The 14,864-nt window shown below is 48.9% G+C and carries 12 protein-coding genes; 4 read left to right on the top strand and 8 right to left on the bottom strand.

Translation table 11 applies throughout. From position 1 onward, the window contains the following. Nucleotides 1-17 precede the first annotated feature (17 nt). From pyrH to rplM, 5 genes are all read right to left on the bottom strand, one after another. The gene (gene pyrH, locus P1P86_00300; protein ID MDF1573619.1) at nucleotides 18-725 is read right to left on the bottom strand and encodes a UMP kinase; all 708 of its coding nucleotides are present in this window, start codon (nucleotides 723-725) and stop codon (nucleotides 18-20) included. A gap of 106 nt (nucleotides 726-831) precedes the next feature. Then, on the bottom strand, nucleotides 832-1,653 hold the full coding sequence (gene tsf / locus P1P86_00295) for a translation elongation factor Ts (GenBank protein ID MDF1573618.1): 822 nt from the start codon (nucleotides 1,651-1,653) through the stop codon (nucleotides 832-834). Nucleotides 1,654-1,701: 48 nt separating this feature from the next. Further along, nucleotides 1,702-2,715, bottom strand: a complete 1,014-nt coding sequence (rpsB, locus tag P1P86_00290; protein MDF1573617.1) for a 30S ribosomal protein S2 — start codon at nucleotides 2,713-2,715, stop codon at nucleotides 1,702-1,704. A gap of 86 nt (nucleotides 2,716-2,801) precedes the next feature. Next, nucleotides 2,802-3,188 (bottom strand): 30S ribosomal protein S9, encoded by a 387-nt coding sequence (rpsI, locus tag P1P86_00285; GenBank protein MDF1573616.1) that lies wholly within the window; start codon nucleotides 3,186-3,188, stop codon nucleotides 2,802-2,804. Between the two features lie 3 nt (nucleotides 3,189-3,191). Then, entirely contained in the window at nucleotides 3,192-3,647 is a 456-nt protein-coding gene (gene rplM, locus P1P86_00280; protein MDF1573615.1) for a 50S ribosomal protein L13, read from the bottom strand. 208 nt (nucleotides 3,648-3,855) lie between these two features. Between rplM and P1P86_00275 the strand changes: the two genes are divergently transcribed. The 4 genes from P1P86_00275 (at nucleotide 3,856) to P1P86_00260 (ending at nucleotide 10,103) form a co-directional block, all read left to right on the top strand. Next, nucleotides 3,856-5,457, top strand: coding sequence for an O-antigen ligase family protein (locus P1P86_00275; protein ID MDF1573614.1), 1,602 nt, complete (start codon nucleotides 3,856-3,858; stop codon nucleotides 5,455-5,457). Beyond that, nucleotides 5,450-5,965, top strand: a complete 516-nt coding sequence (locus tag P1P86_00270; GenBank protein ID MDF1573613.1) for a DNA-3-methyladenine glycosylase — start codon at nucleotides 5,450-5,452, stop codon at nucleotides 5,963-5,965. Before P1P86_00275 ends, P1P86_00270 begins: the two co-directional genes overlap by 8 nt. Nucleotides 5,966-6,048: 83 nt before the next feature. After that, nucleotides 6,049-9,423 (top strand): DUF2723 domain-containing protein, encoded by a 3,375-nt coding sequence (locus tag P1P86_00265; GenBank protein ID MDF1573612.1) that lies wholly within the window; start codon nucleotides 6,049-6,051, stop codon nucleotides 9,421-9,423. A 32-nt stretch (nucleotides 9,424-9,455) separates the two neighbouring features. Then, entirely contained in the window at nucleotides 9,456-10,103 is a 648-nt protein-coding gene (locus P1P86_00260) for a polysaccharide deacetylase family protein (GenBank protein MDF1573611.1), read from the top strand. Here P1P86_00260 and P1P86_00255 read toward each other — a convergent pair. The 3 genes from P1P86_00255 to P1P86_00245 form a co-directional block, all read right to left on the bottom strand. After that, a complete protein-coding gene (locus tag P1P86_00255; protein MDF1573610.1) occupies nucleotides 10,088-11,086 on the bottom strand; it encodes a DUF6427 family protein in 999 nt (332 codons plus the stop codon). The genes P1P86_00260 and P1P86_00255 overlap by 16 nt on opposite strands. Then, nucleotides 11,083-12,351 carry a phosphoribosylamine--glycine ligase gene (purD, locus tag P1P86_00250; GenBank protein ID MDF1573609.1) on the bottom strand — a complete coding sequence of 423 codons (1,269 nt, stop codon included), beginning with the start codon at nucleotides 12,349-12,351 and terminating at the stop codon, nucleotides 11,083-11,085. Before purD ends, P1P86_00255 begins: the two co-directional genes overlap by 4 nt. A gap of 265 nt (nucleotides 12,352-12,616) precedes the next feature. Beyond that, nucleotides 12,617-14,806, bottom strand: a complete 2,190-nt coding sequence (locus P1P86_00245) for a T9SS type A sorting domain-containing protein (GenBank protein ID MDF1573608.1) — start codon at nucleotides 14,804-14,806, stop codon at nucleotides 12,617-12,619. Nucleotides 14,807-14,864 lie beyond the last annotated feature (58 nt).

The following is a 14,864-nucleotide window of genomic DNA, read 5'->3' as shown; positions in this document are numbered from 1 at the left end:
ATTCGAGCCAAAATTATCTAAATTTTAACTAAAGTTCCAACTTTTTTTCCTGAAAGCAGATCTTTCAGATTTCCTTTCTTGTTCATATTGAAGACGATAATTGGAAGCGCATTCTCTTTACACATGGTAAAAGCGGTTTGGTCCAGAATCCGTAATTCCTTTTCAAGGGCTTCTGAAAAGCTGAGCTCCCCGTACCTTTCTGCTCCGGGGTCTTTTTCCGGATCGCTGGTATATACCCCATCCACCCGGGTGCCTTTCAGTACCACATCGGCTTCCATTTCCACTGCACGAAGGGTGGCTGCTGTATCGGTGGTGAAATATGGATTGCCGGTCCCCCCGGCGAAGATCACTATTTCATTGTTTTCCAATGCTTCGACTACCCTGGGTTTGTAGTAGAATTCGGCTACGGGTTCCATGCGAATGGCCGTAAAGAGCCTGGATTTGAATCCTTTCGACTGGAAGGCCGAGTTCAGGGCCAGGCCATTAATAACCGTAGCCAGCATGCCCATATAATCTCCCTTCACGCGGTCAAATCCGGCTTCAACGCCAGCCATTCCCCGGAATATATTGCCACCCCCGATAACGATCCCCACCTGGACACCCATTCGGGATACTTCCATGATTTCTTCGATGTAATCGTTCAGCCTGTCCGGGTCTATTCCATGAGACCGGTCGGCCATCAGAGCCTCTCCGCTCAGCTTTAGTAAAATCCTTTTGTAAGTCATTCAGGGCACATTTTGCTTAAAAGTAGTAAAAAGCAAATTAACGGAGAATAGCAAAAAAGGCTGATCCGCATCGCGCAGACCAGCCTTTACAAGTAACAATCTTAATTTACTTTACAGAAAACCTGAGGAAGCCGGTTACCTGGAGGTCTTTATCAGCCTCTTTGAGGTATTGGGCCACAGTTTTCTTGTTGTCTTTTGTGAACTCCTGGTTCAGCAGGGTGTTTTCCTTGAGGAATTTCTTGACCATCCCTTCAGCAATGCGATCCACAATGTTTTCGGGTTTGCCCTCTTCAAGAGCTTTAGCCCGGCCAATCTCTTTCTCTTTGGCAATAACCTCGGCAGGAACATCTGATTCATCCACGGAAATGGGAGCCATGGCAGCAATCTGCATGGCTACATCCTTGGCAACCTGCTCCGGAATATCCGCTTTGTTGAATCCAACCAGGGTAGCCAGGTTATTGCCCGTGTGATTATATGCCTGGACTTTTTCAGCCAGGATAAAACCAAAGTATGCCAGTTCCAGCTTCTCTCCAATGGTGCCGGACTGTTCGGTAATCAGATCATCCACGGTCTTGCCGTCCAGGGTGAGAGCCTTCAGCGCATCCAGGTCAGCCGGTTTCTCAGCGATAGCCAGGTCCAGGATGGAGCCGGCAAATTTTACATATTTTTCGTTCTTTGCAACGAAATCGGTTTCGCAATTCAGGGAGATCAAGGCACCGTAGCTGCCCTCCACCCGGGCTTGCACACTTCCTTCACTGGCTTCACGATCGGCCCGCTTATTGGCAATGGCCTGCCCTTTTTGACGAATCAGATCAACAGCTTTGTCAAAATCGCCATCAGCTTCCTGCAATGCTTTCTTGCAGTCCATCATACCGGCGCCGGTGGATTTTCTCAGTTTTGCAACATCTGCCGCTTTAATATCAGCCATTATATATTGTCTTTTAAACGTTTATGAATGGGTTAACTCGTACTCCTGCTATTCTGCTTTTTCAGCGGGCTTTTCATCTTCGGCTGTGGCCTCAGGCTCATCGGTGGCAACCTTGGCTTCTTCTTTGGATTCAACCTTGGCTTCTACTTCAGTTTGTTCCCTGGCTACCGGCTTTTCCACGACAGTTTCTTCGGCAGTGGCTGCCTCTACTGTCTCTTCTTTTACCTCTACCTTTTCAGCTTTCCTCCTCGTACGCTCGGTCCGGGGCTCTTTATGTTCCGTTTTGGTTCCGCCTTTGTCTTCACCGGCCTCGGCTTTGCCCCGGCTCTTTTCGGACTTGGTTTTGGATTCGGAAACTTCTTTTTCCTTTTCCATCTTCCTTTCGTTCAGACCTTCAGCAATGGCTTCAGTAACAAAATCGATGATGAGCGAAATCGACTTCGAAGCATCGTCGTTGGATGGAATCGGGAAATCAATGTCACGGGGATCCGAATTGGTATCCACCATGGCAAAAACCGGTATGTTCAGCCTGTTGGCTTCGCGAACAGAAATATATTCTTTATGTACATCCACGATAAACATGGCAGCCGGAAGCCGGGTCAGATCGGCAATGGATCCCAGGTTTTTCTCAAGCTTGGCACGCTGACGGGCAATCTGGAGCCTTTCACGTTTGGAAAGAGTCTCGAAAGTTCCGTCGGTAGCCATTTTATCAATGGCCGACATTTTCTTCACAGCCTTCCGGATGGTGGGAAAGTTGGTGAGCATACCTCCCGGCCAGCGCTCCGTCACATACGGCATATTGATCGCCTTGACTTTTTCAGCGACAATATCCTTAGCCTGCTTTTTGGTGGCCACGAAAAGAATCTTTCGTCCGCTCTTGGCAATCTGCTTCATAGCGGCGGCGGCTTCATTCAACTTGATCTCGGTTTTGTTGAGGTCGATAATATGAATCCCGTTTTTCTCCATAAAAATATAAGGAGCCATGGCAGGATTCCATTTTCTTTTCAGGTGACCGAAATGCACACCTGCATCCAATAATTCTTTAAAACTTGTTTTTGGCATCTTTTTAATTTTTGCTGGTCAACCAACAGGTAGCCCCAAAAGGGAGTCCTGTTCGTTTCGCAATGATTAAGAATAGAACTATGTTTCTAACGCTTACTGAACTGGAACCTCTTCCTGGCTTTAGGCTGGCCGGGTTTCTTACGTTCAACAACGCGTGGGTCTCGGGTAACAAAACCTTCGGCCCTGAGGGCGGATTTGTATTCGGGATTGATCTTGATCAGGGCCCGTGAAATACCGAGGCGCAGCGCTTCGGCCTGACCGGTCATTCCTCCGCCGTTCAGATTTACTTTGATGTCGTAATTATCCCTTAGCTCGAGTAGGTTCAGGGGCTGTTCAACTACGTAATGAAGTTGCTTATCAGGAAAATAGTCTTTGAAGTCTCTGTTGTTTACGATAATCTGGCCTTTACCTTCACTCAAATATACCCTGGCAATGGCAGCTTTCCTTCGTCCTATCGTATTAATAACGTCCATGTCTTATTTAATTTTATTTAAGTCGAGTTTCTTCGGTTGCTGTGCTTCGTGCGGGTGGCTTTCACCGGCATACACATGCAGGTTGTTAAAGATGGAGCTTCCAAGCCTGCTTTTCGGGAGCATTCCCCTGACAGCTTTCTCAACCAGAGCTTCCGGTTTTTTAGCCAGCAGCCTTTCGGGAGTAGTGATACGCTGCCCACCCGGGTATCCGGTGTGACTGAAAAACTTTCTGTCGCTCATCTTCTTGCCGGTCATCCTGATTTTTTCGGCATTGATAACGATCACGTTATCGCCACAATCAACATGCGGGGTGAAACTTGGCTTATGCTTTCCTCTGAGGACCATTGCCACAACCGAAGCAAGACGTCCCAGTACTTCGTCATTGGCATCAACAATGTACCATTCCTTCTCAACGCTTGCTTTATTTGCCGATACTGTCTTGTAACTTAATGTATTCACTTTTATCAGTTTTGTGCCTAAATTTGTGGATCGCAAAAATACAATTAATTTCTTTAAAACAAGAAGATATCAACAATAAATTTGTTGAAAACCAGAGACTTTGATAATCAGGCATATACAACGGTTTGCAAATGTCGCAAAAAAGTCTCTTCCATGCAATAGAATTGGTCTCTGTAAGTTATTGATAATACAGTACTGCTGTTCACTTATGCAACTAACCCGAAAACAGATTCATGAGCAGGTCTATTTCTATATCCTGATTTTTCTTGCCGTCACGCTCTCTTTTTCTGTTTTAATGAGCTCCATCTGTATGATCCTGCTGGCCCTCAACTGGGTGCTTGAGGGCAGACTGAAGGAGAAATGGCTGCTTTTTAAGGGAAACCGGGCCCTGCAGATCTTCCTTTTGCTTTTCGGGCTGCATTTGGCGGGCTTACTTTGGTCGGACGATCTGGGCTACGGGCTCAGGGATATGAAAATCAAGCTTCCGCTTCTTTTGTTTCCGGTGCTTGTGGCCACCTCGGCGCCGCTTACCAGGCAGCAACTCCAGCGCATCCTCCTTTTTTTTACCCTGGGTGTTTTTGTGGCCTCCATGGCTTCTCTGTTTAAATTGCTGGGCTGGTTGCCCGGGTCGTTTCAGGACCACAGGGACCTGTCCCTTTTTATGAGTCATATCCGGTTTTCCCTGACCATTGTGCTTGCCCTGCTGATAAGCGTCTATGTTGTTTTTGTCCGGCGAAACACGGTTTCAAGGGCCGAAGGGTTCTTCTTCCTGGCGGCTCTGCTGTGGTTCCCTGTGTTTCTGGCTTTGCTGAAATCGCTATCAGGACTGATCATTGCTTCTATACTTGCTTTCTTAATTCTGCTCCGTTTGGTTTTTGAAATTCGCGACCAGGCGATCCGTTTTATGGCATTTGTACCGGTGATCCTCTTACCCCTGTTCTCGATTATTTATCTGGGCCAGGCAGTGAACCGGTTTTATTCTGCGGATGCACTGGATGTTGCGGAGCTCGATTCTCATACCGTGGAGGGGAATCGTTATCTCCACATGCCCGAAAGCCGGGATGTGGAGAACGGCCATTACATCTGGATTCATATATGCGATAAAGAACTTGAGCGGGACTGGAAAACGCTCAGTGATCTGGATTACCGGGGAAGGACCGCCAACGGAAATTCGGTCCGGACCACCCTGATCAGGTATCTCAGCTCCAGGGGACTGCGCAAGGATGCCGTTGGTCTGAAACAGCTTTCCGAAACGGAGATACGGGCCATTGAAGGCGGTACGGCCAATTATATTTACCTGGACCATCTGAAACTCTACCCCCGCATCTATGAGTTGATCTGGGAGATTGACCGTTACAGGCTGGGCGGTGATCCCAATGAAAAGTCGGTGGTGCAGCGCTGTCTGTACCTGGAAGCCGGCTGGCATATTGCCCGGGAGCATCTCTGGTTTGGGGTGGGGAACGGGGATGTGTGGAACGAGTTCAGGGAATACTATGAGTCGGTGCAATCGCCGCTGGAGCCAAAGTGGAGAAGAAAAGCCCACAACCAGTTCCTGACTTTTCTGATCTCTTTCGGGATACCGGGCTTGATCATCTGCCTTCTGGCACTGATTGCCCCTCCCTTTCTGGGGGGCAGGCAGCGTTCTTTCCTGGCCATGGGTTTTTTGGTCCTGATCCTGTTGTCCATGCTGAGTGAAGACACCCTGGAGACAGCAACCGGAGCTGCCTTTGCGGGTTATTTCTATGCCCTTTTTATATTTGGCCCCGATTTCCCCTGGCTGCGACGCAAGATCACCGAAGAGGATGGGTAGACGCTTCGACAGGGAATTTTACAGTCAGGATGTGCTGGAGGTGGCACCCCTTTTGCTGGGTCAGCACCTGGTAAGGATGGGCCCGGATGGCCATAAAGCGATTTATGTAATCTCTGAAACCGAGGCTTACCGGGGAGGAGAGGATCTGGCCTGTCATGCCAGCAAGGGCATGACTCCCAGAACCAGCGTGATGTTTGGAGAAGGGGGCCATCTGTACATGTATCTGATCTATGGAATGTACTGGATGATGAATGTGGTTACGGGCCCCCGGGGTGCTCCCCAGGCAGTCCTGTTCCGGGGCCTCCGGGAGGCAGTCGGACCAGGACGGCTTACACGTCTGCTGGGGGTGGACCGGGATTTTTACGGAGAGGACCTGGTAAATTCGGACCGGATCTGGATCGAAGAAAGCGGATCGGCTCCCGCCTATACGGCGGGCCCCAGGATTGGGATCGATTATGCCGGGGAACCCTGGAAGAGCAAACCCTGGCGTTATCTTATGAATCTTTAACTTTTCCCTTCCTCCGGTCAACTGGACTCAAACATATAATTGTTTTATATTTGTATACTTTTTAATCTTCACATACCGAATGAATGGAAAATTTCCGTCGATATAACCTGATCCTCGGATGGGGCGTCTTTCTGGTCTCACTGATTGTCTACCTTCTTACTATGGAACCCACAGCCAGCTTCTGGGACTGTGGAGAGTTTATTGCCACCGCCTATAAGATGGAGGTAGGTCACCCTCCGGGAGCCCCCTTCTTTATGATTCTCGGACGTTTTTTCACCCTGTTCGCCGGAGGAGATGTGACCAGGGTGGCCGTGAGCATGAATATCCTTTCGGCCATGGCCAGCGCTTTTACCATTCTGTTCCTGTTCTGGACCCTGACCCACCTGGTGCGGAAATTCTTTGAGAAAGAGGAACAGTCAGGCCCCGTAGCCAGAATCACTGTATTTGGGGCTGCCCTGGTGGGTTCCCTGGCCTATACCTTCTCCGACTCCTTCTGGTTCTCCGCCGTGGAAGCCGAGGTCTACTCGACCTCTTCGCTCTTTACGGCCGTGGTATTCTGGGCCATCCTTAAGTGGGAAAACGTGGCTGACGAACCCGGAGCCAACCGCTGGCTGATCCTGATTGCCTATCTGATGGGGCTCTCCATCGGGGTGCACCTGCTGAACCTGCTGGCCATTCCGGCCATTATCATGGTCTACTATTTCAGGAAATACACCCCCACTGCAAAAGGAGTGCTTGCAGCCATGGCTGTTTCGGTAGGCATACTGGGTGTGATTAACTATATGCTTATCCCCGGCCTGACCGCCATTGCCGGTAAATTTGAGCTGCTGTTTGTAAATGGTTTGGGATTGCCCTTCAATTCGGGGGTTGTGGTATATGTCCTGTTGCTTTTTAGCGGACTGATAGCCGGGATTTACCTGACCCACAAGAAGGGAAAGGTTCTCTGGAACACCGTCCTGCTTGGTCTGTTCGTGATCGTTATCGGTTATTCTTCCTATGCGATTATTGTGATCCGTTCTGCTGCCAATACGCCCCTGGATGAAAGTAACCCCGATACCGTGTTTTCACTGCTCGATTATCTGAACAGGGACCAGTATGGGGACAATCCCCTGGTTTATGGGGCCTATTTCAATCACAGGCCCACCAGTATAAAAGAGAGTAAACCCAGCTATTACAAGGGCGAGGATAAATATTTCCAGGTGGATAAGAACCGGGAGTATGTTTATGATAAATCGGCCAAGGGGGTGTTCCCCAGGATGTGGAGCACCCAGGACAGGCACGCCAATGAGTATATCTACTGGGGTGGAATGAGCGAGGCGGATCTTTATGATGTGCAACGGGATGCCGAAGGAAACCCGATGATGAACCAGTTTGGGACCTACAGCTACGATCGCAACAGGGCCATAGGAAGACCCAGTTTTGGACAGAATATGCGCTTTTTCTTCCGGTACCAGGTGGGTTATATGTACCTGCGCTATTTCATGTGGAACTTTGCAGGGAGGCAGAACGATATTCAGGGACACGGCGAGCTGACCAAGGGGAACTGGATCAGCGGGATCAAGTTTATCGACCAGGCCCGCCTGGGACCCCAGGAGAATCTGCCGTCCTATATTGTGGATAACAAGGGGAATAATAAATATTATCTTTTGCCGCTCCTGCTCGGACTGGCCGGAGCTTTTTTCCATTACAAGAAACACCAGAAAGACTTCTGGGTGGTAGGTTTGCTGTTTGTCCTGACCGGATTTGCCATCCTGGTTTATCTGAACCAGTATCCCATCCAGCCCAGGGAACGGGATTATGCCTATGCGGCCTCGTTTTATGCCTTTGCCATCTGGATCGGGATTGGAGTGGCCGGACTCATTGAGTGGGCTTCCGGAAAAAAGCGCTCCGCGGTAAGCGCGGCGGCGCTGGTTCTCGCATCGCTGATCCTGGTGCCCGGGATCATGGCCAAAGAGAACTGGGACGATCACGATCGTTCGGACCGGTATACAGCCCCTGCCTTTGCACGGAATTTCCTGAATTCCTGTCTTCCGGGAGGGATCATGTTCACCAACGGGGATAACGATACTTTCCCGCTCTGGTACCTCCAGGAGGTGGAGGGGGTGCGTACCGATGTGCGCGTTGTGAACCTGAGTTATCTGACCGCGGACTGGTATATAGAGCAGATGAAGCAGACCTTCTACGACACTGAAGCCTTGCCCATTGCGATGACCCGGGAGCAATATGTCCAGGGGGAACGGGACTTTGCCTACCTGGTCGACAATGCCGGGGTTCTGATCAAGGAAAAGTATGAGGCCAACAGGGAGAGCTATGAAGAGAAGACCATGGGGATATATTCGGATCTGCTGGAAGTCTTGGAGGGCTCCCTGCTGCAACAGAATCATGCCAATGATTACAAGGCTATAGAAGCGCTTGAAAACAATATGGACCCCCTGCGCCTTTACAGTTATATGCGCACGTTTAATTCGGAGGAGATTGCCAGCCGTATTCAGCTCGATAAGGGAGAGATGAACGCGCTTACTGCCCGGATGGAGTCGATGATCAGGCGGATCGATGCCGACTATGCCCCCCTGAAAGAGGCTTTTGCCTTTATGCTGGGCGATGATCCCCGCTTCCAGCAGGGACAATACTTTATTCCGGCCAAAAAATTTGTGATTCCGGCCGATTCTGCCTCTCTGGCTCCCTGGGTGGTTCCCGAAAAATTCCGGGAGAACCAGGTGGATCAGGTACGCTTCAGTATTTCCGACCAGGTCCTTTACAAGAATTTGCTTACCGTAATGGATCTGCTGGGAACCAACGACTGGGAGCGTCCCATCTATTTCTCCACCACCGTACCGTCGGACAACTATCTGAACCTGGATCCCTACTTTGTGCGTGAAGGACTGGCTCTCCGGGTAGCCCCCGTGGAGTTCGGTAACCTGAACTACCTGGGCAAGGTGGATACGGATGACATGTACCGAAAGCTGATGGAGGAGTTTGACTGGGGCGGACTGGATACCCCGGGGATTTATATGGATGAGAACAACCTGAGGATGACCATTCACTACCGCTATGCCTTCTCGGTCCTGGCCGGCGCCCTCACGGACGAGGGAAGGCCGGACGAGGCCAAAGAAGTTCTGGACCGTTGCATGCAACGGATGCCGGAAGAAAATGTCCCTTACAATGCCGGGATCACTCCCATCATCCAGGGATATTTTGGGGTGGGAGATACGGCTACTGCCAATAGGATGGTTGAGAAGTATGAGCAGAAGCTTGAATCGGAGCTCGACTACTACGTCCTGTTGTCCATGAAAAATAAGTACCGCTTTGCCAAGACCGGCAACGATTTCCTGGCTGCCGTCAGGGATATCAACCAGCTTCGCAGCATGTGTCTGGGATATGGCGAGATAGAAGCCTCGCGCCGCCTGGAAGAAAAGCTTTCCAGGTACGGACAGGAGTACGACAGGCTCTTCAGGTAACATTTTAAAACTCTTTACGTTAAAAGAGTAATATGCTGATAGTCAGGCCACCTTCTTTGCTTACCCGTGCCTTGCACCGGATGACCTGGGACCTTACCGGCGACCACCGGGAGGTGTACCTGACTTTTGACGATGGTCCGACTCCCGTGGTAACCCCCTGGGTGCTGGACCGCCTGGATGAAGCCGGGGCAAAGGGGACCTTTTTCTGCCTGGGCCGCAACGTGGATAAGCACCCCGGACTCTACAGGCAGATCCTCGCCGGCGGCCATTCAGTGGGCAACCATAGCTACAGTCACCTGAAGGGGTTCCGTTCCAGCGTCAGGCGCTATATGGACGATATCCGCCTGGCTTCGGACATGATCGATTCCAGATTGTTCCGTCCGCCTTATGGCCGGATCTTTCCGGGACAGGTAAAGGCGGTGCTCGAGCAATATGATATTATCATGTGGGATGTGCTGAGTATTGACTATAACAGCGGACTCAGCGGGGAGCGTGTTCTTCAGAATGTGACCCGCCATGTCAAACCAGGCTCCATCATTGTATTTCACGATTCGGATAAAGCGGCAGACAACCTGTATTACGCCCTGCCCCGGACCCTCGGGTTTTTAAAGGAGGAGGGTTACCGTATGAAGGCCATTCCCAGCAGCGGTCTGCCCAGGGAGGATCATACCATCCATTGAACATAAACCACGAGACCCAGCAGGATCCACAGGACCAGTTCGTGGATCCAGGAATTCTTTTTCCGGTGAAAGAAATTGGAGAGTACAAAGGCGACCGGGAAGGCAATGAAAACCAGGGCGGAAGGATCGAAGCGGCCGATGAACAGAAAAAAGAGGATCCCCCCCAGAAACATGTAAAACAGGACCTGGTAAATATTCTGAGCCACGGTTTTCATTGTCTGAAAGCGATATGCCATAAAGATGCTGGCTATCGCCACCAGCATCAGAAAAAAGCCATAGAGCAAATAAACACTATAATGCCAGGCCTGAAAGCTGCCGCTTAAGGTGAAGTTCTTCCGCAATAAATCCACAAAACCGGCTCCCTGATCCCGGATGCCCCAGAACCAGGTAAACAGAATGAGAATTAAAAGCGCATAGGCCACCACCGGGTAAAAAAGCTCCCTCCAGGTCACCGGACGCAAGGTCCACAGGCTTATCCATATAAGGGGCAGAAACCAGATCAGCTTCAGATAGAACATACTTCCCAGAACCAGGATCAGAGAAGCCGCGAAAATCGATAGTGTATCCGCTTTTTCCTCCTGTACCTCAAACAGAACAGAATAGAAGATCAGATAGAAGAGTGAGCCTACCAGGGCCGGGCTTACCTGTCTGGCTGCCGGCAGGGAAGCGGCGAACAGGATGAAAAAGAAGGCCGGCATCAGTGAGCGCTGTTGCAGCAACGGGTAGCGGATGCCGATCCGGATCAGCGTAAAGCTGATCATCAACAGGAGCAGCATGGCCACGAGATGACTCAGCACCGGCACTTTATGAATAGATCCAAAGACCAGCTTGTAAAAGGGCATGCCACTCAGGGGTATCAGCTCCCGGGATACGCCTGTACGAAAGAGATCCACGAAGGAGGGAACAAAGATGGCAATCAGGAGCAGGAAAATGGCCACTGTTCCTGTTAAGCGGTTGTTTTTAAAGATTCGCAGCAGAATCATAAATCGAATCCGATATCGCTGCGGTAATACTTTCCTTCAAAGCCGATCTTTCCGGCATTCCTGTAAGACTGGTCCAGTGCCTCTTTCATGGTTGTCCCGTACGAACTGACTGCCATCACGCGGCCTCCGCTGGTCACCACTTTATCGCCCTCCGGTTTAGTACCTGCATGGAAAACCATACTCTCTTCCACCTGGTCGAGTCCGGTTATTTCCTTTCCCTTTTCATAAGCTCCCGGGTAGCCCCCCGAAACCAGCATCACCGTGCTTACCGTACGATCGTCCAGTTCCAGCTTTATATCCGATAAGTTTCCATCGGCAGTAGCTTTCATCAGTTCCACAAAGTCGGTTTTGATCCGGGGCAGTACCACTTCCGCTTCGGGATCTCCCATACGTACATTGTATTCAATCACATAGGGATCACCCTCTTGGTTCATCAGGCCGATAAAGATAAATCCTTTGTAATCGATCCTCCGCTCCCGCAGTCCACGGATCGTTGGTTTTACGATACGCTCTTCCACTTTTTTGAGGAACTCCCTGTCGGCAAATGGCACCGGAGAGATGGCGCCCATACCTCCCGTATTGAGCCCGGTATCGCCTTCCCCGATTCGTTTGTAATCCTTGGCCTCGGGCAGGATCACATAGCCCTCCCCGTCGGTCAGCACGAATACAGAAAGCTCGATGCCGGCAAGATGCTCCTCCACGACGACCTTTTCGGAGGCTTTCCCGAATTTTCCCTTGAGCATGTTTTCCAGCTCCTGCCGGGCCTCCTCCAGCTCATCAATGATCAGTACTCCTTTCCCGGCAGCCAGTCCGTCGGCCTTTAACACGTAGGGGGGCTTCAGCCGGGCCAGGAAGTCCTTCCCCTCGGAAACCGTATATTCGATAAAGGTGCTGAATCGCCCGGTAGGGATCTTGTTCTCTTCCATAAAGATCTTGGCAAAATCCTTGCTCCCCTCCAGCCTGGCCCCTGCCCTGGTGGGGCCGACCACGGCCACATCCTGCAGATCCGGATCCGCCTTGAAAAAGTCGGTGAAACCAGCCACCAGCGGTGCCTCGGGACCCACCACCACCAGGCCGATCCGCTCCTCGAGGACCAGCTTCCTGATCCCCGCAAAATCCTCCACCCCGACGGGTACATTGGTCCCCAGCCCGGCGGTTCCTGCATTCCCGGGAGCAATAAACAGTTTGTCGAGCTGCGGGCTCTGGGCCATTTTCCAGGCCAGGGCATGCTCCCTGCCCCCGGATCCAATGATCAAGATGTTCATGGTTAAATGTTTAAATATTATATTCTTACGCAACACTGTTATTATAACGCTGCTGAAAATCTTTACTGCGTAAATATTTATAGGCAGCTAATATAACAACAGTATTACATAAGCAAAGCCTATTATAAATAGTCGAAGCAGTGAAGAATAAAATCTTATTCAATTGAATCACCACCTCAAATTAATAGAATAAGGCACGTAAAAATAGAAAAGGCCGTCTTCAATATCAAAAAAGACGGCCTTAACTTATTGTTAATTATATGCTTTATTTCACCATAATGGCCGAACGGAGAGCTTCTCCGTTGATCTTTAGCATGTACAGGCCTTTGGCCTTGTCCGACAGGTCCAGGGTTTCGTTGATGATACCTCCGGACGGGTAAACCTGGCGTTTCAGAACCACCTGCCCGGTCATATTCAGCACCTCCATGTCACACACACCACCCTCAAAGGGCATCTCAAGGGTCAGGATCCCAGCCGTAGGATTGGGATAAATTTTTACCCCGGCCCCTTCAAAATCATCCACTCCCACAGCACTGGTGCGTATTACATTGATCTCGATGGTATCCGTTTCCGATGGACCACAGCCATTAATGTCGTTCACTGCAACCACATACTTACCCGAATCTGCATAGGTAAACGTGTAGGTGCCCAGTGCCTGGGGACTCCCGCCGGGGATTAATTGAAAGGTATACGGACCCGTTCCCCCGGTAGCCGAAACCACCAGCGATCCATCCGTAATATCCACATCCCCCCTCCAGTCTGTATGATGAAGAATATCATCCTTCGAAACAAACTGTGCAAGCAGCGTATCAGGCTGTGTCAGTGTAACCAAAGGACCTACTTCCGCACAGTTTTCAGCATCAATTACCACCACCTGGTAGTCCCCTGCCGGAAGCTCATCATAATAAGCTACGGTTGAGTAGTTTAATCCGTTATCGATGGAATATTGCCACGGTGATCCAAATCCACCTGAAGCCACTACCTGTATGGATCCGGTTGAATCGCCATAGCAACCTGCAACATTTCTCGGAATGGTTTGGTCGACAGAGATGGGGAGGCAGCCAATTACCCCTATATACATCCCAAATGTTGTTTTATCGGCAGTATAGATACTATCTCCAAGTATCATCATATCAGAGTTTGATCTCATTACAGTAAATAATTCATCTACGTTTTTAAATATGCTCCAGGCTTCATCCGAACTATTATTCCTTCCATGGTACGAATTGGCATCCCTATAATTCCCATCCTTATCTAATGCTCCCGTAAACATATCTCTATCACCGATACCTTCCGAAATAAGATTAATTCCTCCCCAATTTAAGGTGTCAGAAAAATATCCGGATAGATATATTTTATCATCAAAAAACTCTATATCAAAAACTTTATCTTCTCCGTTACTTCCCATCACTTTATACCAATCAAGACTTCCACTTGATAGATATTTAGCAATAAAAAGATCATAGGTTCCATTATTTTCGTAAACTGTCACACTATCTTCGGAAGATGTGAAAAAGCTTAAGGTATCGCTATTATAATACCCTGCTATGTAAATATTATTTTCATCATCAAAAACAACAGAATAGCTTAAATCTCTAGCATTACCACTGATTTTTCGAACCCAGTTTATATTTCCTAAATGATCTGTAGAAATGAGGTGAACATCCTGATTATCATTATATGGAGCTATGGTATCCGTTGTGAAACCAATGGAATCATAAAAGAATCCAGCCATAGCATAAGATTCCGGGCTTCTAGCAATATCCCAAATTGCCCCATTTTTCAGATTTAATGAACGAATATGCTCAATCCATTGAACTGTCCCATCAATGGGGCTAAGTTCTGCATAGAAATAATCAGCACTAGTGTCGCCTGTATATAAAGAATAAATATTTTGTATATTAATACTATCTATAAATATTCCTGATATTAGTAAATTACCTGTTGGGCTTACTTCTAAGGCTGTTGTTCCTTGAAATAATGCTCCAGCCCCACAATTCCTAGCCCAAAGGGCATTACCAGAATCGTCATACTTAACAATAAATGCATCATATACCCCTGTGCTCTGAATCGAATCAGAATCCGAGTATTTCAAATAGCTTTGAAAGCCTCCTGAAACATAAATATTGTTATCTTGATCAATCCCAACTCCACCAGAAAGGTATTCTCTTAGTTCACTTCCGATTGCCTTCATCCATACAACTCCTCCATCTGTGTTAAACTTAATCAGAAAATAATCGCGATCTCCATAAGAGTCTATTGATTGACCGTTATTAGAAGTCAATGTACCAAGAAAATATCCAAAAACAATTACCTCTCCAACGTTATTAATTGTTGATTGAATAACGACTATGTCATTTGTACTTGATATTTGACTAGAAGTGACCCAAGATTGAGAAAGGACATTTGTGAATGAAGTAACTGCCAAAAGAACTGAAATGATGAAGTTTTTCATAATGCTATATTTAAGATGGCTCCCCAGGCGAAGCATAATGACTTTCAGATATGCCTCC

Source organism: Bacteroidales bacterium (assembly GCA_029210725.1).
GTDB lineage: Bacteria > Bacteroidota > Bacteroidia > Bacteroidales.
Note: the sequence above shows the minus strand (reverse complement) of the source record. Positions and strands in the feature narration are given on the sequence as shown.